Origin of the sequence: Nakamurella alba, from assembly GCF_009707545.1 — a bacterium.
GTDB classification, from domain to species: Bacteria; Actinomycetota; Actinomycetes; order Mycobacteriales; family Nakamurellaceae; genus Nakamurella; species Nakamurella alba.
The window spans coordinates 15,061-34,001 of sequence record NZ_WLYK01000018.1; the positions used below are offsets into that span (position 1 = coordinate 15,061).

Annotated in this window: 25 protein-coding genes and 1 other RNA gene; 11 read left to right on the forward strand and 15 right to left on the reverse strand. The window is 73.3% G+C overall.

Annotated features, from left to right (window positions below; genetic code table 11):
- The first annotated feature begins 1 nt into the window (after position 1).
- A complete protein-coding gene (locus GIS00_RS25580; RefSeq protein WP_154771308.1) occupies positions 2-646 on the forward strand; it encodes a nitroreductase family protein in 645 nt (214 codons plus the stop codon).
- A gap of 4 nt (positions 647-650) precedes the next feature.
- A complete protein-coding gene (locus tag GIS00_RS25585; RefSeq protein WP_154771309.1) occupies positions 651-1,322 on the forward strand; it encodes a prepilin peptidase in 672 nt (223 codons plus the stop codon).
- On the opposite strand, the gene GIS00_RS25590 is transcribed toward GIS00_RS25585, so the two are convergent.
- Together GIS00_RS25590 and GIS00_RS25595 are read right to left on the reverse strand one after the other, a co-directional pair.
- The gene (locus GIS00_RS25590) at positions 1,319-2,206 is read right to left on the reverse strand and encodes a metallophosphoesterase family protein (RefSeq protein WP_154771310.1); all 888 of its coding nucleotides are present in this window, start codon (positions 2,204-2,206) and stop codon (positions 1,319-1,321) included. The genes GIS00_RS25585 and GIS00_RS25590 overlap by 4 nt on opposite strands.
- A complete protein-coding gene (locus tag GIS00_RS25595; protein ID WP_154771311.1) occupies positions 2,203-2,841 on the reverse strand; it encodes a hypothetical protein in 639 nt (212 codons plus the stop codon). The genes GIS00_RS25590 and GIS00_RS25595 overlap by 4 nt, the downstream gene beginning before the upstream one ends.
- A gap of 37 nt (positions 2,842-2,878) precedes the next feature.
- Here GIS00_RS25595 and GIS00_RS25600 point away from each other — a divergent pair, with 37 nt between their 5' ends.
- The gene (locus GIS00_RS25600) at positions 2,879-3,430 is read left to right on the forward strand and encodes a hypothetical protein (RefSeq protein WP_154771312.1); all 552 of its coding nucleotides are present in this window, start codon (positions 2,879-2,881) and stop codon (positions 3,428-3,430) included.
- 24 nt (positions 3,431-3,454) lie between these two features.
- Positions 3,455-4,423 (forward strand): nucleoside hydrolase, encoded by a 969-nt coding sequence (locus GIS00_RS25605; protein WP_322098443.1) that lies wholly within the window; start codon positions 3,455-3,457, stop codon positions 4,421-4,423.
- A 14-nt stretch (positions 4,424-4,437) separates the two neighbouring features.
- Here GIS00_RS25605 and GIS00_RS25610 read toward each other — a convergent pair whose 3' ends face one another.
- From GIS00_RS25610 to GIS00_RS25630, 5 genes are read right to left on the reverse strand one after another with little or no spacing between them, the layout of a single operon-like run.
- Positions 4,438-5,298, reverse strand: a complete 861-nt coding sequence (locus GIS00_RS25610; RefSeq protein ID WP_154771313.1) for an LLM class flavin-dependent oxidoreductase — start codon at positions 5,296-5,298, stop codon at positions 4,438-4,440.
- A gap of 28 nt (positions 5,299-5,326) precedes the next feature.
- Complete coding sequence (locus GIS00_RS25615) at positions 5,327-5,947, reverse strand: peptide deformylase (RefSeq protein ID WP_154771314.1); 621 nt, start codon at positions 5,945-5,947, stop codon at positions 5,327-5,329.
- 10 nt (positions 5,948-5,957) lie between these two features.
- Entirely contained in the window at positions 5,958-6,923 is a 966-nt protein-coding gene (locus tag GIS00_RS25620; RefSeq protein ID WP_322098444.1) for a glycoside hydrolase family 76 protein, read from the reverse strand.
- The gene (locus GIS00_RS25625; RefSeq protein WP_154771315.1) at positions 6,920-7,813 is read right to left on the reverse strand and encodes an SURF1 family cytochrome oxidase biogenesis protein; all 894 of its coding nucleotides are present in this window, start codon (positions 7,811-7,813) and stop codon (positions 6,920-6,922) included. The genes GIS00_RS25620 and GIS00_RS25625 overlap by 4 nt, the downstream gene beginning before the upstream one ends.
- Entirely contained in the window at positions 7,810-8,343 is a 534-nt protein-coding gene (locus GIS00_RS25630; protein WP_322098445.1) for an arsenate reductase/protein-tyrosine-phosphatase family protein, read from the reverse strand. The genes GIS00_RS25625 and GIS00_RS25630 overlap by 4 nt, the downstream gene beginning before the upstream one ends.
- Before the next feature lie 37 nt (positions 8,344-8,380).
- On the opposite strand from GIS00_RS25630, the gene GIS00_RS25635 reads away from it, so the two are divergent.
- Genes GIS00_RS25635 through GIS00_RS25645 form a run of 3 tightly spaced genes read left to right on the forward strand, consistent with a single transcriptional unit; the run spans position 8,381 to position 10,904 of the window.
- Positions 8,381-9,511, forward strand: a complete 1,131-nt coding sequence (locus GIS00_RS25635; protein ID WP_154771317.1) for a Nif3-like dinuclear metal center hexameric protein — start codon at positions 8,381-8,383, stop codon at positions 9,509-9,511.
- Positions 9,512-9,546: 35 nt separating this feature from the next.
- Positions 9,547-10,272, forward strand: coding sequence for a zinc ribbon domain-containing protein (locus GIS00_RS29210; protein WP_322098446.1), 726 nt, complete (start codon positions 9,547-9,549; stop codon positions 10,270-10,272).
- Complete coding sequence (locus tag GIS00_RS25645; RefSeq protein ID WP_196073468.1) at positions 10,269-10,904, forward strand: histidine phosphatase family protein; 636 nt, start codon at positions 10,269-10,271, stop codon at positions 10,902-10,904. The genes GIS00_RS29210 and GIS00_RS25645 overlap by 4 nt, the downstream gene beginning before the upstream one ends.
- Positions 10,905-10,914: 10 nt before the next feature.
- Here the strand turns inward: GIS00_RS25645 and GIS00_RS25650 are convergent, their stop codons facing one another.
- Both GIS00_RS25650 and GIS00_RS27055 read right to left on the reverse strand, forming a co-directional pair.
- Positions 10,915-12,180, reverse strand: coding sequence for an SLC13 family permease (locus GIS00_RS25650; protein WP_154771319.1), 1,266 nt, complete (start codon positions 12,178-12,180; stop codon positions 10,915-10,917).
- A 36-nt stretch (positions 12,181-12,216) separates the two neighbouring features.
- Positions 12,217-12,711, reverse strand: coding sequence for an adenine nucleotide alpha hydrolase family protein (locus tag GIS00_RS27055; RefSeq protein WP_196073469.1), 495 nt, complete (start codon positions 12,709-12,711; stop codon positions 12,217-12,219).
- A 335-nt stretch (positions 12,712-13,046) separates the two neighbouring features.
- Here GIS00_RS27055 and GIS00_RS27060 point away from each other — a divergent pair, with 335 nt between their 5' ends.
- Positions 13,047-13,322, forward strand: coding sequence for a helicase associated domain-containing protein (locus GIS00_RS27060; RefSeq protein WP_196073470.1), 276 nt, complete (start codon positions 13,047-13,049; stop codon positions 13,320-13,322).
- Between the two features lie 36 nt (positions 13,323-13,358).
- Here GIS00_RS27060 and GIS00_RS25660 read toward each other — a convergent pair whose 3' ends face one another.
- From GIS00_RS25660 to GIS00_RS25680, 5 genes are all read right to left on the reverse strand, one after another.
- Positions 13,359-13,991 (reverse strand): hypothetical protein, encoded by a 633-nt coding sequence (locus GIS00_RS25660; protein WP_154771320.1) that lies wholly within the window; start codon positions 13,989-13,991, stop codon positions 13,359-13,361.
- 99 nt (positions 13,992-14,090) lie between these two features.
- Positions 14,091-14,468 (reverse strand): hypothetical protein, encoded by a 378-nt coding sequence (locus GIS00_RS25665; protein ID WP_154771321.1) that lies wholly within the window; start codon positions 14,466-14,468, stop codon positions 14,091-14,093.
- Complete coding sequence (locus GIS00_RS25670; RefSeq protein WP_196073471.1) at positions 14,465-14,680, reverse strand: hypothetical protein; 216 nt, start codon at positions 14,678-14,680, stop codon at positions 14,465-14,467. The genes GIS00_RS25665 and GIS00_RS25670 overlap by 4 nt, the downstream gene beginning before the upstream one ends.
- Positions 14,681-14,771: 91 nt before the next feature.
- An RNA gene (gene rnpB, locus GIS00_RS25675) (RNase P RNA component class A) lies at positions 14,772-15,164 on the reverse strand.
- Positions 15,165-15,178: 14 nt separating this feature from the next.
- Positions 15,179-15,535, reverse strand: a complete 357-nt coding sequence (locus GIS00_RS25680) for a VOC family protein (RefSeq protein ID WP_154771322.1) — start codon at positions 15,533-15,535, stop codon at positions 15,179-15,181.
- Between the two features lie 105 nt (positions 15,536-15,640).
- Between GIS00_RS25680 and GIS00_RS25685 the strand changes: the two genes are divergently transcribed.
- Positions 15,641-16,354, forward strand: coding sequence for a potassium channel family protein (locus GIS00_RS25685; RefSeq protein WP_230314161.1), 714 nt, complete (start codon positions 15,641-15,643; stop codon positions 16,352-16,354).
- A 46-nt stretch (positions 16,355-16,400) separates the two neighbouring features.
- Positions 16,401-17,204, forward strand: coding sequence for a hypothetical protein (locus tag GIS00_RS25690; protein WP_154771323.1), 804 nt, complete (start codon positions 16,401-16,403; stop codon positions 17,202-17,204).
- 9 nt (positions 17,205-17,213) lie between these two features.
- Here GIS00_RS25690 and GIS00_RS25695 read toward each other — a convergent pair whose 3' ends face one another.
- Entirely contained in the window at positions 17,214-17,453 is a 240-nt protein-coding gene (locus GIS00_RS25695; RefSeq protein WP_154771324.1) for a hypothetical protein, read from the reverse strand.
- Positions 17,454-17,476: 23 nt separating this feature from the next.
- On the opposite strand from GIS00_RS25695, the gene GIS00_RS25700 reads away from it, so the two are divergent.
- Positions 17,477-18,928 carry an RNB domain-containing ribonuclease gene (locus tag GIS00_RS25700; RefSeq protein WP_322098447.1) on the forward strand — a complete coding sequence of 484 codons (1,452 nt, stop codon included), beginning with the start codon at positions 17,477-17,479 and terminating at the stop codon, positions 18,926-18,928.
- Positions 18,929-18,941: the final 13 nt, after the last annotated feature.

Sequence of the window (18,941 nt, forward strand, 5' to 3'; positions counted from 1 at the left end):
CATGACCGCACCGTTCGATCTCTCCGTCACCGACGAGCTGCTCTCCACCACCCGGGCGGTGCGCAAGCGCCTGGACCTGGAGCGGCCGGTGCCGCCGGAGGTGATCCTGGACTGTCTCCGGCTGGCCACCCAGGCGCCCACCGGCAGCAACTCCCAGGGCTGGCGGTTCCTGGTGGTCACCGACCCCGCCAAGCGGGCGAAGCTGGCCGAGTTCTACCGCTCCGGCGGCGAGGACTATCTCGCCGCCTCCGCCGACGTCCCGCGAGACGAGCAGGGCACCCGGGTCCGCTCGTCCGCCGAGTACCTGGTCGACATCATCGACAAGGTGCCGGTGCTGGTCATCCCGTGCCTGCTCGGCCGGATCACCGACATCTCCCAGGCCGCAGGCTTCTTCGGGTCGATCCACCCGGCGATCTGGAGCTTCCAGCTGGCGTTGCGCTCCCGCGGGCTCGGCTCGGTCTGGACCACCTTCCACCTCGCCCACGAGCGGGAGACCGCCGCACTGCTCGGCATCCCGGACAGCGTCACCCAGGCCGCCATGCTGCCGGTCGCCTGGACGAAGGGCACCGACTTCAGGCCGGCCACCCGCCGGCCGATCGAGGAGATCACCTACCTGGACAGCTGGAAGCACACCGCCTCGAGCTGATCCTGTGGCACCCTGGTCGGGCCGGTGGGGACCGGCGGGGGACTGGGGGATGTTCATGCTCGGGGTGGTGGCGGCGCTGGGCGCCGTGGTGGGCACGGCTGCCGGTGCGGCGGCGCGGTGGTGGCTGGCGCGACTGGCGCGAGGAACGGTGCTGCGGGCGGGGCCGGCCGAGGTCGGCGGAGCAGCAGTGACGGCCGTCGGCGTGGCAGTCTGCTGGGGAACGCCGCAGCTCGGCGCGGTGCTGCTGCTGGGCTGGCTCGGCGTGCTGCTGGTGCCTGTCGACCTGCGGCACCACCGGCTGCCCGACGCGATCACCCTGCCGGCAATTGCCGTGTCCGCGGCGGTGGTCGGGCTCACCGCGTGGTGGGCACCGGGGTCGGGGGACATCGGCAGGGCGGCCCTGACGGCAGTGGTGGTCTGGGCGATCTTCGCAGCCACGGCCCGCATCTCGCCGCGGTCGATGGGCTGGGGTGACGTGAAACTGGTGCCGAGCATCGGCCTGCTCGCCGGCTATCTGTCGGTGCAGACCGCTGTGCTGGCCGTCGCGCTGTCCTTCGTCACGGCGGCGGTGGTGGCCATCGCCGGCATCGCGGCCGGGCGGTGGACAGCGAAGGACGCGCTGCCGTTCGGGCCGTTCCTGCTGCTCGGCGGCTGGCTGGCGGTGCTGCTGGCCTAGCCGACCTGGTTCACCGGGTGCGCGTCGATCACCGCGGCCGCGGCGGCCGGATCGAGGTCGAACACCTGCTCCGCGCCGTCGACCGGGATGACCGACACCGTGTGGCCATCGTCGTAGAAGCGCACCAGGTTGAACGACCCGGAACGGGTGGTCCGCTCGTGGCCGGGCCGGGCCAGTGGGTCGGTACGGATCGCGGTCGACCCGGCCACCGCCACCGGGACCGTGCCGAGCATGCCGGAGCCGGCCAGGTGGTGGTGACCTGCCAGGACCAGGCGTACGTCCGTGCCGGCCAGCGCGGCTGCCAGCGCACGGCGGGACTCGCGTTCCAGAGCGAAGTAGGTGAGCAGCGGGGACGGTGGCGGCAGCGGGGCGTGGTGCAGCACCACCACCGACCCGCCCGGGTGCGGCTCGGCCAGCTCCGCGGTGAGCTCTGCGAGGTGGCCGGGCTCGAGCCGACCGTGCCCGGCACCGACGATGGTCGAGTCCAGCACCACGATGCGCAGCTGCGGCAGCCGGACCACCTGCAGCACCGGGCCGTCCTCGGTCCGGCCGAGCAGGCTGCGGTGGAACTCGGCCCGCACGTCGTGGTTGCCTGTCGCCCAGATGATCTGCGGGGCAATGCCTTCCAACCTGGATCGCAGCCGGCGGTAGGCGTCCGGGTCGCCGGTGTCGGTGAGATCGCCGGAGACCACGACCACGTCGATCGGCCGGCCGTCCGCGGCCGCCTGCTCCAGCACGGCCGCCGCGCGGTCGAGCGCGAGATCGGCGTCCACGACGTTGTTGTAGAGCGTGCCCGCGCTGGTCAGGTGGGTGTCGGACAGGTGGGCGACGGTGAGCACCGGCAGCTCGGCGGGCTCGCCGTCCGGCGTGCGGAGGTCGGTCATGACGCCCCGCCCGCCATTGCCGCGAGCAGGTCCGGCAGGGTGCGGGCGCGCCAGGTGGGGGAGCCGGTGCCGGTGCCGAAGCGGTCCAGGTGCGCGGTGCGGGCGCCGAGCGCCGCCGCCCGGTCCAGCTCGCCCTCCCAGCAGTGCGCGACCATCGTCCACGTCCCCGCCGGCGGGGCCGCGGTGAGCTCGCCGAAGGTGACGATCCGCTCCGTGCGCCCGGTGTCGTCGAGCGCGCCGACGACCTGCGCCGCATCGGCCGGCGGCAGCTCGCTGACCACCCACACCGGCTCACCGGCCGGCAGCGCTGCCAGCGCGGGGGACGGATCGAGGACGAACAGCGAGGCGAGCAGGTCGCGCTGCGCGGCGATGTGCGCGCCGGCCAGCGCCGGATCAGGCACCCCGGCGGCCCGGGCCAGCAGCGTCACCGCCTCGGTGCCGTCCTCGACCCCGGTCAGGTCGACACCCAGTGCACCGGCGAGCCCGGTGCCCTTGCCCTCGAGGAAGTCGCGCATCCCGTCGATCACCGCGGTCGCCGCCGCCGGGTCGAGGTGCTCGGTGGCATGGCGGGCGTAGGCCTGCACCGGCAGGTCGCTGCCCAGCAGCACCCCTTCGAGGTCGATCACCGTCGTCACAGGGGGATCGTAGGCGGGGCAGGTAGCGTCGGGGCCCATGGCACCGACACGCAGGACCGCCGAACAGACCCGGTGGCGGCTCGCCCTGGCCGCCGTGGTGCTGCTGGGCGGGGCGATGCTGGTGCTGGCGTCCTTCCAGGTGTGGCTGTCGGTGGCGACCGACACCGGTGGCGTGACGCAGATCTCCGGCTGGGGGTCGATCGGCGGCGACAACGAGCTGGCCGGCAGCAACCTCAACGATCTCACCGGCGGCGAGGGCAGTTTCCGGCCTGCGGTGACCGTGCTGGTCGGGGCCGGTCTGGCAGTGGTGCTGGCGGTGGCGCTGGCCGTGCCCACCCGCAGCGAGCACCCGTACCGGATCCCGGCCGCGGTGCTGGTGCTGGTCGGTCTGCTGACCATGGGATACGGCCTGCTGCGGCTGTTCTCGCCGGATCCGCTGGCGGTGCTGGCCGACGGCGAGGCGATGGCCGGGCCGGGTCAGTATCTCACCCTGGGCGCCGGGATCCTGCTGATCGCACCGGCCGTCGCGGTGCTCATCGGGGTGGTCGACCCGTTGGAACGACCACCGCACCGCGGCATCCAGCGCTGAGGGCGCGACCCCTATCATCGGCGGGTGAGCACCGCTGAGAAGGGCCGACCGTTCCTGCTGGACTGCGACACCGGCATCGACGACGCGATGGCGATCGGGGTGATGCTGGCCGATCCAGGAGTGGACACGGTGGCGATCACCACCACCTTCGGCAACGTGGACGTGCAGCAGGCGGCGCAGAACACGCTGGAGCTGCTGGCGCTGGCGGGCCGCCCGGACGTGCCGGTGGCGGCCGGTGCCACCCATCCGATCGGCCGCGAGTTCGACGGCGGCGCGCCACAGGTGCACGGCGGCAACGGGATCGGCGGGATCAGCCTGCCGGCGGCCTCCCGGCCGCTAGAGCCCACCGCCGCCGCGGAGACGATCGTCCGGCTGGCCCGCGAGCACCAGGGTCGGCTGCACATCGTCGCCACCGGCCCGCTGTCCAACCTCGCCGCCGCGCTCGAACTGGACCCGGAGCTGCCCGGTCTGGTCGAGCACGTCACGGTGATGGGCGGGGCGGCCGCCGCGCCGGGCAACGTCAGCCCGGTCGCCGAGGCGAACATCTGGAACGACCCGATCGCCGCCGCCGCGGTGTTCGCCGCGGCCTGGCCGATGACGATGGTCGGCCTCGACGTCACCATGCGGCACCTGTTCACCGAGCCCGACCGGGAGGCACTGCTGGCCGCCCCCGGTGCGGTGCCGCGGGCCATCGGCGAGATGCTCGACGTCTACTTCGCCTTCTACGAGCCGATTCTCGGCTTCCGCGGGTCGGCGCTGCACGACCCGCTCGCGATGGCGATCGCCACCGGCGCGGTCACCATGGCGCTGGCACCGACGGTCCGGGTGGAGATCGACGCCACCGAGGGGCCCGGCCGCGGGCAGACCATCGTCGACCTGCGCGGGAAGTACAGCGGCTACCCGGAGCAGAGCGGGGCGCACTGCCGGGTGGCGCTGCAGATGGCCGATCCGTTCGCCCCGGTGCTGCGGGAGACGCTGCTGCGTCTGCCCTGACCGTCGGAAAGCTGTCAGACCCGCAGGTCGCCCATCACCAGCCGGTCCGCGAGGCGGTCCAGCAGGCCGGCGTCGCCCTGGTAGGGCGGCTCCTCCCGCGGCCACTGGATGATCAGGTCGGTGAAGCCGAGAGCCGCTGCGCGACCGGCGGTGTCGTGCACCTGCTCGACGCTGTCGAAGGTGTTGCCCGGCATGTTCTCCGCACACAGGTACCGCGGGACGGCCCGGTCGCCGACGGCCCGGTCGAACCGGCCGGCCAGCTCCTCGATCGTCGCCCACCAGCTCGCGTAGTCCTCCTCGCCGCGGCCGATGGTGGCCCAGCCGTCGTACTTCGCGGCGAGCCGGATGGACCGGGGACCGTTGCCGGCCAGGATCATCCGGATCCGCTCGCGCGAGCCGGCGGGGTTCATCCTGGCCTGCTCGGCGGTGTAGTACGTGCCCTGCCAGGTGGTCTCGCGCTGCCGCAGCAGCAGGTCGGTCAGCTCGGCGAACTCGGTCAGCCGGTCCACCCGCTCCTTCGGCCCCAGTGGCGGCTGTCCCATCACCACCGAGTCGAAATTGGTTCCGCTGGCGCCGATCCCGGCGTTGACCCGACCGCCGGACAGCTCGTCCAGGGACATCAGGTCCTTGGCGAAGGTGACCGGGTGCCGGAAGTTCGGCGAGGCGACCCAGGTGCCGATGCCGATGCGCTCGGTCGCGGTCGCCGCGATGGCCAGCGTCACGATCGTGGAGTGCCAGTCCTGGTCCGCCAGCGTGCGCCAGGCCAGGTGGTCGTAGGTCCAGCCGTGGGCGAAACCCCTGTCGTCCAAGGACTTCCAGCGGCGGGAGGTCTCCCGGGCCGGGTACTGGGGCAGGATCACCACACCGATGCGCATGGTGCCGAGCCTATCCGGGCGCCGGGGGTCAGAATCCCAGGGCCTGGCCCGCGACGTCCGGGACCGGGGTGGCCCACCGGCTCAGGTAGTTCTCGTTGCTGGTCAGCGACCGGGTCACCGCGCGGTCCAGGTAGAGCATGCCGTCCAGGTGGTCGACCTCGTGCGCGACGATCCGGGCCGGCCACCCGGTCAGTTCCTCGTCGACGGCCCGGCCCTGCTCGTCGGTGCACCGCAGCCGTACCGCCCGCGACCGGGCGACGACCGCCTGGTAGCCGGCGACGGACAGGCAGCCCTCGTAGAACGACACCAGTTCGTCGTCGACCGCCTCGTACGACGGGTCGACCAGCACCCGGAACGGCACGGGCGTGCGCTCCCGGGCGAGCGCGATCGACGTCGGGACGGCCGCGGTGTCCTCGATCACGGCGATCCGCACACCCAGCCCGACCTGCGGGGCGGCCAGGCCGACACCCGGTGCCGCCAGCATGGTCTCGCGCATCGCGGCGATCAACGCCGCCAGCAGTCCGGGCTCCAGCGGATCCTCGGCGTACGGCCGGGCGGGCGTGCGCAGCACCGGGTCGCCGGCCTGCACGATCGGCAACGGCCGCGGACCGTCCAGCAGCCGCTCCACCCTCGTCGCCAGGCTCGCCATGGGTCCCAGGTTAGCGGGCCAGGATGGCGGCCGCCTCGGCCAGCATCCAGTCCGAGAGGTGGACGGACAGATCGCGTTCCGGGTGCGTCGGGTCGGGGTCGACGGTCGCTGCCGTGGCGAGCACCAGCGCCCGGGCGAGGTCGGCGGTCTCCCGGGCGGCGGCACCGGCACCGGTCGGGTAACGGGCGGCGGCGGCCAGGTAACGGGCCAGGATGCCCCGGAACAGCCCGGCATCACCGGTGCCGTCGGCCGGCAGTACCCCGGTGGGAGCGAGTTCGGTGGCGATCGCCCGGACCAGGCCGTGCACCCGCGCGGTGCGCAGCTCTCCGGTCGGCCCGGCCAGTGCGGCCCCGAGGGCGACACCCTGGCAGTAGGTGTAGATCTCGGCGGCGTTGACCACCCCGTGCCGCAGCCCGTCGGCGATCAGCCCGGACGGCAGCTGGAGCGAGTCGAACAGCCAGTCGGTCATCTCCCCGGCTCGGCGGCGCACCCCGGCCCGCGCCAGCAGCAGCGCGGCCGGCCCGTTGGCCGGGGCGTTGCGGTAGTCGTCGCCGATCCGCCAGGCGATCCCGCCGCCGTCGGCCTCCCAGCCCTGCACCAGCCGGGCGACGATCCGGCGGATCGCGGTGCGTCTGCCGGGGATCGGTACCGGGGAGCGCTGCAGTGCCAGCCCGAGCCAGGCGATGTCGTCGTGGTAGGCGTTCAGCGGGCCGTTGTTGCGCAGCAGGATCGTCCGGCCGACCCGGCGGATCCGGTCCGCCCGCGCCCGGTCCGGCGCCCGCAGGTAGGCATCGACCAGGCAGTCCAGCAGGTGCGCCTGCCACCAGAAGTGCCAGCGCAGGAACAGCCGCTCGCGGACGGTCGGCGGGTCGCCGACCACGCCGAGCGCGGTGCCGGGCAGCGCCCACAGCCGCCGCACCGAGCGGGACAGCACCGTCCGCTCGGCCTGTGCCGCCAGGGCGGCGAAACCGCTCACTCCTGGTCGTACAGCTGGGACCGGTCGAACTTCGCCCGGGTCGCCGGGGCCCGGTCGATGAGGGGCGCGCTGTCCTCCTCCTGGTCGTCGCCGCGGGGGTCGGTGCCCTCGCGGACGACGAAGTAACCGATGGCCAGGATCGCGATGATGCCGAAGGCGATCCACTGCAGGGCATAGGACAGGAACGGTCCGGAATCGCGCTGCGGCACCGGGATCTCGGCGATCACCGCGGGGCTGTCCGCGGTCAGCTGGACGAATCCACGCAGCGCCCCGTCCTGGCCGGCGAGCAGCACGGTGGAGTCGATGCCGTAGACGAGGGTGTGCCCGTTCTCCTGCACGGCCGGCCGCGGCACCGGGTAGGGCTGGTCGGGCTGCACGCGGCCGGTGATCGTCACGGTGCCGGTCGGCAGTGCCGGCGCCGGCGTGCCGGCCCGGACCTGGTCGTCGGGCATGTAGCCGCGGTCGACCAGCAGCACGCCCCCGTCGGCCAGCCGGAACGGCACCAGCACCTCGGAGGCCGGGTTGCCTGCCGCGTCCTGGCGGAGTCGGACGAACACCTGGCCCTCGGGCTCGAACACGCCGGTGGCGGAGACCTGCCGCCACTGCACCGCCCCGGTCGGCTCGGCGCCGGTGGAGAGCAGGTCGGCGACCGGCACCGGTGCGGCGGTGGTGGCGGCGAGGATCGCCGCGTTCTGCGCCTCCCGCTCGCTGTGCCGGTCGAACTGCCAGGGGGCGAGCACCACGAAGCAGGCCAGCCCGAAGACGATCGCGCCGATCACCGCGGCGATCCAGCCGGGCCGGAGCAGGAAGGCCCAGCGGCGCGGGGCGCGGGCCGGCGGTCCCGCCGGAGCGGGGGTGTCGGCGGGGTGGGTCGGCGGAGCGGTGCTCATCGGCCGGCCATCCGCCGGATCTCCGCGACCAGGCCGGGCAGTGCGGCGGCGGTCATCGCCACCACGTCGTCGAATCCGCTGTCCGGGCCGTAGTACGGGTCCGGCACCTCCAGATCGTCCGCCGCCGGGTCGAACTCGCGGAACAGCCGGATCGGGGTGGCGTCGCCGACCAGCGCCCGGAGTGCCCGCACGTGACCGCGGTCGGCGGCCAGCAGCAGGTCCGCGGCGCGGGCCTCGTCGATGGTGATCTCGTGGGCCACGTGCGGTGCAGCGGTGATGCCGGCCCGGTCCAGCGCGGCGGCGGACCGCTCGTTCATGTCGTCGCCGGCGTGCCAGTTGCCGGTGCCCGCCGAGGTCACCTGCACGACGTCCGGTCCGAGCCCGGCATCGCCCAGTGCGGTGCGCAGCATCTGCTCGCCGACGGGGGACCGGCAGATGTTGCCGGAGCACACCACGATCACCCGCAGCGGATCCCGGGCCCGGTGCGCGGGCCACCGGTCGGCGGGCAGGACTCGGACGGGACCACTCACCCGGCCATTGTCCCCCAGGATGGAAGACTGCCCGGTCATGACCGTCACCGTGGGCGACCTCCGGACGATCCTGGACCGCGCCTACCCACCGGCGCTGGCCGCCGGCTGGGACACCGGGATCGGGCTGACCGGTGGCGACCCGGCCGCGCCGGTGCGGCACGTGCTGCTGGCGGTGGACGTCGATCCGGCCACCGTCGAGGAGGCGGTGCAGGTCGGTGCGCAGTTGCTGCTCACCCACCACCCGCTGCTGTTCCGCCCGGTGCAGTCGGTGGCGGCGGACACCGCCAAGGGCGCGCTGCTGCACCGGATGATCACCGCCGGGGTGGCCCACCTCGCGGCGCACACCAACGCCGACAAGGCGGTCGGCGGGGTGAACGACGCGCTGGCGGCGGCCCTGGGCGTGTCCGGGGCCCGGCCGCTGGAGCCGGACCCGGTGCCGGGGACCGACAAGATCGTGGTGTTCGTCCCGGTGGCCGGCGCACAGGACATGGTGGCGGCGCTCGCCGCGGCCGGTGCGGGCACCATCGGCGACTACGCCGAGGCCGCGTTCGTCTCGGCCGGGACCGGGCAGTTCCTCCCGCTGGACGGTGCCCGGCCGGCGATCGGCGCCGTCGGCCGGCGGGAGTACGTCGAGGAGTCGCGGGTGGAGATGATCCTGCCGCGCACTGCCCGGGCCGCCGTGGTCGCCGCCCTGCGCGCCGCGCACCCCTACGAGGAACCCGCCTTCGACCTGGTCGAGCTCGTGCCGGACCGACCGGCACGGACCGGTTCCGGGCGGGTCGGTGTGCTCGCGGAACCGTTGCCACTGGCCGACTTCGCCGACCGGGTGGCCGCCGCGCTGCCGGCCACCGCGGGCGGCGTGCGGTTCGCCGGGGACCCGGCCCGCACCGTGCGGACCGTCGCGGTGTGTGGCGGCGCGGGCCAGGACCTGATGGATGCGGCCGCCTCGGCCGGGGCCGACGTGTTCGTCACCTCGGACACCTCGCACCACCGCGTCGCCGAGTTCGTGGCCCTGCCCGGGGCACCGGCGGTGATCGACGTGGCCCACTGGTCCGGCGAGTGGCCGTGGTTGCAGCGGGCCGCCGCCGTGATCGACGAGGCCACGGGCGGTACGGTCGGGACCACCGTGTCGACGCTGCGGACCGACCCCTGGGTCGGGCACGCGTAGCCGGCAGCAGCAGTTCCGACGAAAGGACCACCGGCGTGCCGAAGGCCGATCCGTTCACCCAGCGGCGCCTGCTGGACCTGGCCGCCGTCGACCGGTCGGTGGGCACCGCCCGGCACCGTCGGACGACCCTGCCGGAACTGGCCGAGATCGCTGCCGGCGAGCAGGCTCTCGCCGGTCTGCGGAACGCGGTGATCACCGCCGAGACGGAGGTCGGGGATCTCGACCGGGACGGCCGGAAGCTGGACGCGGAGATCGAGACCGTACGCGCCCGCGCCGACCGCGACGCCGCCCGGCTGTCCTCGGGGGCCGGCTCGCCCAAGGAACTGGAGAACCTGCAGCACGAGATCACCTCGCTGGCCCGGCGGCAGGGCGTGCTGGAGGACGACGCGCTGGAGCTGATGGAACGGCGGGAGACGGCCGACGAGGTGCTCGCCGGCGCCACCCGCGAGTTCGACGCGGCCACCGCCTCGCTGGACGCCGCCCGGGCCCGCCGCGACGCGGTCTTCGCCGAGGTCGACGCCGAGCTGGAGACGTTGGCCGCCCAGCGGTCGGAGGTCGCCGCGCCGCTGCCCGCGGACGTGCTCGCCCTGTACGAGAAGGTGCACGCGACCGGCCGGACCGCCGCCGCCGAACTCACCGGCGACACCTGTGGCGCCTGCAAACTGGGGCTGGACCGGGTCGAGGTCGGCCGGCTGCGGTCCGCCCCGGCCGACGAGGTGGCCCGGTGCCCGGAGTGCGGCGCGATCCTGATCCGCGCGTGACCGCGCCCGTGCCGGAGACCACCGTCCTGCTGGTGCGGCACGGGCAGACCACCTGGAGCGCGGAGCGCCGGTACGCCGGCCGCGAGGACCCGCCGCTGACCGGACTCGGTGAGCAGGAGGCGATCTCGCTCGCCGAACGGGTCAGCGGACTGCGTCCGGACGTCGTCTACAGCTCGCCGCTGCGGCGCTGCCGGGACACCGCGGCCCGGATCGCCGGCCGGGACAACGGGGTGCTGGTCGAGCCGGATCTCACCGACGCCGACCTCGGCGCGTGGACCGGCCTGGGCCGGCGGCAGATCCAGGCCGGGGACCCGGCGGCCTTCGCCCGGTGGAGTTCCAGCAGCGCCGGGGCGCCGCCCGGCGGCGAGTCCTACGACCAGGTGCTGGACCGGGCCGTGCCGGTGCTGCGCCGGGTGCTCGCCGCGCACCCGGGCGGGACGGCGGCGCTGGTCACCCACTCCGCCGTGGTGAAGATGCTGCTGACCTGGGCGCTCGGTGTGCCGGCCGCGGTCGGGTTCCGGCTCAAGGTCGACACCGCCTCGCTGTCGGCGCTGACCGGCCCGGCCGACGCGGAGGCCGGCACCTGCACGGTGTGGGCGGTCAACGAGACGGGACACCTGCCGGGCGGCTGATTCCCGGAGGCTACAGCAGTGACATCGCGGCCCACAGGGCGAGTGTCGCGGCGAGCAGGGTCACCGGCACGGTGAGCAGGCCGAGCCGGGTGAACCGGCCCAGTGACGGCGGCCGGTCGTGCCGGGCCAGCGCGCGGCGCCAGAGCAGGGTGGCCAGCGACCCGGTGTAGGTGAGGTTCGGTCCCAGGTTCACCCCGATCAGCACCGCCAGTACCAGGGCCGGCGGGGGAGCGTCGCCGAGCCCGGCCAGCAGCACCAGGGTGGCCGGCAGGTTGTTGACGACATTGGCCAGCAGCGCGGCGATCCCGGCCATCAGCAGCAGCGCCGGCAGCGACGTCCCGGACGGCAGGATCGTGTCCAGGGCGGTCTGCAGTCCGTGGCCGGTGGCCGCGTCGACCACCACGCCCAGGGCGGCGACGAAGAGCAGGAACGGCAGGTTCAGCTCGCGGATCACGGTGAGCGGTTCGACCTTCCGGGTCACCAGCGCCCGCACCGCCATCACCACCGCGCCGGCGGCGGCCACCCACACCGGCGCGATGCCGAGCGGTTCGCCGGCCACGAAACCCGCCAGGATCGCGGCGAGCAGCACCAGCCCGGTGCGGGGGACCGGGACCGGCTGCGGTGCCGGTGGTGCCGGAGCTGCAGGTGTCACGGCCGGACGCAGGTCACGGCGGAAGAACCAGCGGAACACCAGGTACTCGGCCGCGACCGCCACCACCCAGGGCCCGGCCATCGCGGCGGTGAAGCCGACGAAGCCGAGCCCGGAGGCCGAGAACGCCAGCAGGTTGGTCAGATTCGAGACCGGTAGCAGCAGCGAGGCGGAGTTCGACAGGTGTGCGGTGGCGTAGAGCGCCGGTGCCGCCGGCACCCGGACCAGCCGGACGGTGGCCAGCACCGCCGGGGTCAGCAGCACCACGGTGGCGTCCAGGCTGAGCACCGCGGTGGTGAGCGAGGCGATCACGAAAACCAGGCCGAGCAGCCGCACCGGCGATCCGCGGCTGCCGGTCGCCATCACCGCGCCGAGCCAGCGGAACACCCCGTCGACCTCGGCCAGGTGGGCGATCACCAGCACCGCGCCGAGGAACCCGATGGTCGGCAGCAGGCCCCGGACCGTCGAGCCGGCGACCTCCGGCGGCACCAGTCCCAGCAGCAGCGCCAGCCCGGCCGCCGGGACGGCGGCGACCGCCTCGGGCAGCCCGCGCGGCCGCACGACCGCGAATGCGAGGACCGCGATCAGCAACGCGACCCCGAGGACGGTCGCCGGGGTGCTCGTCATGTGCGGTCCACGCGCGGGAGCGTAGCCGCGGCGGCGTCACCCGGCGAGCGGCTCCGCGGGCCGGGTGCCGACGACCATCCCGTCGGCGTCGACCACGGTCACCCGGCAGCGGGCGCGGCGCAGGCAGGTGCCGATCACCTGGCCGTACTCGAGGTCACCGGTCCGGATGCTGCCGGCCGCACCGAGCACGATCTCCCGTGCGGAGAAAGAACTCTCGAGCAGGATCCCGGTCGGGTGGCCGACGCTGCAGACCGCACGCACCTCCGGTGCGGAGCCCGGGGCGAGCCCGAGATCGGCACGTAGCCGGCGGATCTCGTCGTCGAGCCGGGCGGCGACGATCCGGTGCAGCTGCGTCGGGGTGCGACCGATGGCGTCGGCGTGCCGGGCGGGCGGGCGGCACAGCACCGCCACCACCGTCGTGCCGGTCGGGATCGCCCGGCGGACCGCGTGGCGCAGGGCCATCAGCGAGGAACCGGCAGCGGCGCCCTGCAGCCGCACCCCGACCACGATCGACTTCTCCGTCTCGATCATCGGCGTGTTCCTCGTCCGTCGGGGCGGCCGCTGCGGTGCGGCCTGGTTCCGACGGTAGTCGCGCAGCGTCCGGTCGCCCAGGGACGAAGGTCCCGGCACGACCCGCCGACGACACCGGCTCGGCATACTTTCGGAGCGTGGCCTTGGCCACATTGCGAAGGCTTCCGCAGCACTGTTGTGATTCCGCGACCCGCCGTCTGTGCTGGTCGTCCCCCGTTGCCGGGTGCGGGGTCGTCGCCCTCCGGCCCCGGCCGTGGGTGCCGCTCCGCCGGGGGCGTTACCTGCTGTCGGATGTCGGTGACGCTGAGTTGCAGAGGTTCTGCGAGAATCATCAGGTGTCCGAGGAACAGCGCCGCCCCGCAGGTTTTCAACTGGACGACGACCGTTGGCTGGTCCGGCTCGCCGAGCTGCTCGAGTTCGTCGACCAGGAGGGGCGGCTGCCCGTGCAGAGCCTCTCGGCGCCGGCCGAGGAGCGCCGACTGTCCTACTGGCTCAGCAACCAGCGGGCCGAGCACAAGTGCCGGCTGCTGGCCGGGCACCGGATCGACGAGCTGAACCAGAAGCTGCCCGGCTGGGGATCGACCGCGCAGTGGCGGGCCATCCACAGCTGACGCTGTTGTTCCAGGCCGTGTCTGTCAGGAGGGCCGTCAGGAGATGGCCCAGGTGACCGGCGTTTCGCCGGAGCCGTACGTGAGGTCGACGTCGCCGCGGGTGATGTCGAAGACCAGCAGGCCCTCCAGTGAGCTGCCCTCCGGGATCGTCACGAACCCGGACAGGTACGTGCGGCCGAGCGCCGAGGTGGCCGGCAGTCCGGTGAGCGGCGAGATCACCCCGACCGACGTGGTGAGGAACCAGTCGTCGGCGCCGAGTGCGGTGAGATCACCGGTCTCGGCGGTGTAGGTCACCGAGACCACCAGGAAGCCACCGGTCGTCGGGTCCGGCAGGCCCCGCGGGGTGTTCGTCGTCCAGTCCGCGCCGGTGACGGTGATCGAGTACCGCTGCTCCGTGCCGTCATCGGCGGTCGCCGTCAGCTGCTGCGGGGTGCCGAACAGCGGGGCCGGGGCGGAGCTGGTGCTCGGCGGGACGGATGCCGGGGTGCCGGTGGGCTCGGTGTTGATGGGCTCGGTGCCTGCGCCACTCGCGGATGACTGCGGCAGGTCGACGGTGGTGGTCACGTCGGGGAGGGAGTCATCCGACGAACACGCCGCCAGCGGTGTCACCGCCAGGATTCCGGCCACCAGGGCGCTCGCGGTACGGGTGGTGCGGTTCCTCGGTCTCACCGCCCCATCTTGCGGGCCCCCGGGTGAGACCCCGGTGCGGCGCGCCCGGGTGGGTGGGACGAGTCGGCCTGTCAGCCGGGTTCTGTTCCCGGGGGGCCCTCAGGCGGCTGTGACCAACTGGTGCGCGCGCTGGTGGGAGATTCCGAGGGCAGCTCCGATCTCCCGGAGGCCGAGGCCGGCCGCCCGGAGTGCGAGGGCTGCGGTGCGGTATTCCTCCGCCGCGCGGCTCTGCGCATCGAGGGCGATGCCGCGGAGCCGGTCGGCCTCGGCAAGATGCTGACGGGCTTCATCCGGTAGTTCGATCCGGACGCGAAGCTCGATCGACGAAGGTTCGACCTGCTCCATGACGACGATCAGATCCCTGACCATGGCTTCGACCTCCAACAGCGTTCGGGCCTGCGTGGTCCGGTCGATCTCCGGGACGTGGACGAGCCAGTACTTCTCGCCGCGGCTGACCTGTGCCGTGTAGACGGTCATCTCCACCACCCTTTTCCGAGTTTCTCGGCGGCTTCCTTGTAGATGACCTGGGCCATCCGGTTGTCGATCTCGTTGTGGCGTGGGATCGGGATCATGATCCCGCCCAGGTTGTAGACGGTGTGGTTGGCGCCCTCGCGCGCGACGACCCACTCGACACCGGCCTCTGCGGCAGCTCTGGCGATGGCGGCGATGATGTCCCGCCGCTTCGTCACAAGACGTTTCTAGTCCGCACTGGACGTTGTCGTCAAGAGCGAACTAGACACCTGGTCCCGGGTCACCTGGTGCGGCGCGCCCGGGTGGGTTGGGACGAGTCGGCCTGTAAGCCGGGTTCTGTTCCCGGGTGCCTTGCGGCCTCCCGTTCGGCGACCATCCATCTCGACGTGCCGTTGCCGACACGTTCCAGCGGTCCACCCGCAGGCTCGGGCGGGCAGCCCTCGAACGCCTGCGCACGGGATCTCTCCCGCTCTCGACCTTGCTCCGGGTGGGGTTTACCGAGCCATCCCGGTCACCCGGGATGCTGGTGGTCTCTTACACCACCGTTTCACCCTGACCCGGTTCCGAGGAACCGGGCGGTCTGTTCTCTGTGGCACTGTCCCGCGGCTCACGCCGGGTTGCCGTTGACAACCACCCTGCCCTGAGGAGCCCGGACTTTCCTCGGCAGCCCTTGCGGGCTGACGCGGTCGCCCGGCCGACTCGTCCCGCTGCAGATCCTACGGCCGCGAGGACAGCACGCAGAACTCGTTGCCCTCGATGTCGGCCAGTACCACCCACGGCTGCTCGCCCTGGCCGATGTCCACCCGGGTGGCGCCGAGCGCGAGCAGCCGCTCCACCTCCGCCGCCTGGTCCGCCGGCCGGAAATCCGGGTGCCAGCGGTTCTTGCCCGACTTCGGGGATGCCGACGGCACGAACAGCAGTCCGGGTGTGACGTCCGGCGCGGGCAGGATCTCGAACGCGCCGCTCTCGCTCGCGTCGTCGACGACCACCCAGCCCAGCGCCTGCGCCCACCATCCGCCCAGTGCCACCGGGTCCGCCGCCTCGACGATCATCTGATCCCAGGTCAGGGGCATCATGGTCTCCTTCTCCGTCGGGTGGCCGCTGCGGATTCTGAACATCCGTTGGCTCTCAGCGGCACTGCATGTTCAGAATCGCAGGACATCTCGAAACGGGGGAGCATGACCGACCGCACGGACACCGACGTCACGACACGAGTGGGACGCTGGGAGGCCCGGACCGAGATCCCGCTGCTGCTGCTCGCGCTGGGCTTCCTGGTCGCCTACGCCTGGCAGGTGCTGGACCCACGGATCGATCCGGGGCTGCAGTCGTTCCTGGAGATCGCCTCCTGGGCGGTCTGGGCGGCGTTCCTCGTCGACTTCGTGGTGCGGCTGGCGCTCGCGGAGCGTCGCGGCCGGTACGCGCTGCACCACTGGTACGACGTGGCGCTGATCGTGCTGCCGATGCTGCGCCCGCTCCGGCTGCTGCGGGTGCTGGCCTTCGCCCGGATCCTCAACCGGTCGGCCACCCGCAACCTCATCGGCCGGGTCACCACCTATGTCGCCGGGACCGCCGTCGCTGCTGTGTTCCTCGGTGCGCTGGCCGTGCTGGACGCCGAGCAGAACGACCCGGCGGCGAACATCCACACCTTCGGCGACGCGCTCTGGTGGGCCTGCGCGACCGTGACCACCGTCGGCTACGGCGACCGGTACCCGGTGACGACGCCGGGCCGGTTCGTCGCGGTCGGCCTGATGCTGGTCGGGCTCGCCGTGGTGGGCGTGATCACCGCATCCGTGGCGGCATGGCTGATCTCGCACGTCGACGCGGAGAAGCGACAGGTTGCGGCGGGGGAGCGGTCCGGGTCAGCAACGGGCCCGGGCGACCGGCTCGGCTAGTCTCACGCCCACGGGTCAGGGTGTCGGGAGAGGTGCTGGAGGCGCGGTGAACGGTCGGCGGGGTGTGCGGGTGGCGGCGGCGCTGGCGGCCGCCGTGACGCTGGCGGCCTGCGCGACCTCCGTCCAGGGCACCGCGGTGCCGCGGGCCGGGGTGGCCCTGCCGACCGATGCGACGCTGCCCACCAGCGCCACCGTGCCGACCGGTGCGACCCTGCCGACGATCGATCCGACGATCACGGCACCGGCACCGACGGAGACGACCGAGAGCACCGAGACGACCGAAACCACTGAAACCACCGAAACCACCACCGAGAGCACCGACACCAGCGAGAGCACAACTACCACCGAGCGGTCGTACGAGCTGCCGGCGGCGGAGACGTCGGCGCCGTTCAACGACTACGGCGACGCGATCGTCGACGTCGGCAAGGTGTACGCGATCGAGGGTGCTGACTCGAAGGTCGAGCTGGTCGCGTTCCGGGTGGACAAGATCCAGGTCGACAAGGGCTGCGACGATGCGAAGGCCAAGCCGGAGAACGGCCACTTCGTGGTCATCGACCTGAGTGTCGAGGTCCGCAACTCGACCCCGGAGGACCTGGAGGCGTCGTCGATCGACTTCGACTACAGCCGGTGGACCGCCTACGACAGCAAGGGCACGGTGCAGGTCGATGCCGACACCGACGCCACCGCGACCTGCATCTCCATCGACGACGAGTTCCCGTACACCGACGAGCTGTCCCCGGACTCGGTGACGAAGGGCCGTATCGCCCTTGACGTCTCGGCCGCCAAAGGCACCGTCGTGCTCACCATGCCCGGCATCAGCGGCGGCGGCTGGGAGTACAGCTTCGGCTGACCTGCCCGGTCAGGCCCGCCCGGACCAGACCTGCCATTCCGGCTTGTTCACGCACCCCGGCCACACCCACACCGCGTCGCACTCCCAGCACCGCCAGAGCCGGTGCGGCCGCCCCGCGCACCAGCACGGCGACGAGGCGACCAGCATCGTCCGCGGACCCAGCGGGTGACCGGCCGGGCACTGCACCGGCTGCAGCTCCGCCATGCCCTGCGTCCCCCAGGGTCGGTGGTACCGCGGATCGTCGATCATGTGTTCGAAGATAGCCTGGGCGCGTGCCGACCCGACGACTGCGTCCACCGCCCGCCACCCCCTCGGCGGCGGGCGCGCCGATCGATTTCGACCGCATCCGGCGTGATCTCGGCATCCCGGAGGACTTCCCGGCCGAGGTCACCGCGGAGGCGGAGGCGATCGCCGCGCAGCCGGTCACCGCAGGCGCCGACCGCACCGACCGCACCGGCCGGACCGACCTGCCGCTGGTCACCATCGACCCGCCGGGCAGCCGCGATCTGGACCAGGCGGTGCACCTGGAACGCCGGGGCGACGGGTACCGGGTGCACTACGCGATCGCCGACGTCGGCGCGGTCGTGCCACCGGGCGGTGCGATCGACGCGGAGTCGCAGCGCCGCGGCCAGACCCTCTACAGCCCCGACCGGTCGACGCCGCTGCACCCGCCGGCGCTGAGCGAGGGCGCCGCGAGCCTGCTGCCGGACGGCGACCGGCCCGCGGTGCTGTGGACGATCGACCTGGACGCCGAGGGCCTCCCGGTCGCCGCCGACGTGCGCCGCGTCCTGGTGAGCTCGGTGGCCCGGCTCGACTACGCCGGTGTGCAGGCCGATCTCGACGCCGGCCGGCCGCACCCGTCGATCGCGCTGCTGCCGGAGATCGGCGCGCTCCGGCTGGCGCAGGCCCGGGCCCGGCACGCGATCACCCTGGACATCCCCGAGGTGGAGGTGGTGCCGGCGGGGGAGCACTGGACCCTCGAGCTGCGCGCCCCGCTGCCGGTGGAGAAGTTCAACGCCGAGATCAGCCTGCTCACCGGCATCGTCGCCGCGGGGATCATGCTGGAGGGCGGGATCGGACTGCTGCGGACGTTGCCGCCGGCCGAGCCGGACGCGGTGGCCGCGCTGCGCCGGTCGGCCCTCGCTCTGGGCATCGACTGGCCCGCCGACATCGAGCCAGGCGACCTGATCGCCCGGCTCGACCCGGCCCGCCCACAGGTCGCCGCCTTCCTCGAGGACGCGGTCCGGCTGCTGCGCGGCGCCGGCTACACCCCCTTCCGCGGGGCGTCGCCGGAGCAGCCGCTGCACGCCGGGGTCGGCGCCTCCTACGCCCACGTCACCGCCCCGCTGCGACGCCTGGTGGACCGGTACGCGACGGAGATCTGTCTCGCCCTGCACTCCGGCACGCCGGTGCCGGAGTGGGTCACCGCCGCGCTGGACGAGCTGCCCACGATCATGCGGTCCTCCGACCGGCTCGCCGGCGATCTCGAGAGGGCCTGCACCGCAGCGGTCTTCGTGTTCCTGCTGGGCGGCCGGATCGGCGAGGAGTTCACCGCGACGGTGGTGCAGGCCGAGGCCGGGTCGGCCCGGGCCACCGTGATGCTGCACGACCCGCCGGTCCGGGCACAGGCGCCGGCCGACGGACTGGTCGAGGGTTCGGTGATCCGGGTCCGGCTGGATTCGGTCGACGGCGAGCAACGGCGGATCCAGGTCACGCCGGTATGACCCCCTGCTGAGC

Coding starts and splice junctions, on each gene's coding strand:
- GIS00_RS25580 (WP_154771308.1), top strand. CDS start 2: ATGACCGCACCGTTCGATCTCTCCGTCACCGACGAGCTGCTCTCCACC.
- GIS00_RS25590 (WP_154771310.1), bottom strand. CDS start 2,206: ATGACCGACCTCCGCACGCCGGACGGCGAGCCCGCCGAGCTGCCGGTG.
- GIS00_RS25600 (WP_154771312.1), top strand. CDS start 2,879: ATGGCACCGACACGCAGGACCGCCGAACAGACCCGGTGGCGGCTCGCC.
- GIS00_RS25610 (WP_154771313.1), bottom strand. CDS start 5,298: ATGCGCATCGGTGTGGTGATCCTGCCCCAGTACCCGGCCCGGGAGACC.
- GIS00_RS25615 (WP_154771314.1), bottom strand. CDS start 5,947: ATGGCGAGCCTGGCGACGAGGGTGGAGCGGCTGCTGGACGGTCCGCGG.
- GIS00_RS25625 (WP_154771315.1), bottom strand. CDS start 7,813: ATGAGCACCGCTCCGCCGACCCACCCCGCCGACACCCCCGCTCCGGCG.
- GIS00_RS25635 (WP_154771317.1), top strand. CDS start 8,381: ATGACCGTCACCGTGGGCGACCTCCGGACGATCCTGGACCGCGCCTAC.
- GIS00_RS25650 (WP_154771319.1), bottom strand. CDS start 12,180: ATGACGAGCACCCCGGCGACCGTCCTCGGGGTCGCGTTGCTGATCGCG.
- GIS00_RS27055 (WP_196073469.1), bottom strand. CDS start 12,711: ATGATCGAGACGGAGAAGTCGATCGTGGTCGGGGTGCGGCTGCAGGGC.
- GIS00_RS25665 (WP_154771321.1), bottom strand. CDS start 14,468: ATGACCGTCTACACGGCACAGGTCAGCCGCGGCGAGAAGTACTGGCTC.
- GIS00_RS25680 (WP_154771322.1), bottom strand. CDS start 15,535: ATGCCCCTGACCTGGGATCAGATGATCGTCGAGGCGGCGGACCCGGTG.
- GIS00_RS25685 (WP_230314161.1), top strand. CDS start 15,641: ATGACCGACCGCACGGACACCGACGTCACGACACGAGTGGGACGCTGG.
- GIS00_RS25695 (WP_154771324.1), bottom strand. CDS start 17,453: ATGATCGACGATCCGCGGTACCACCGACCCTGGGGGACGCAGGGCATG.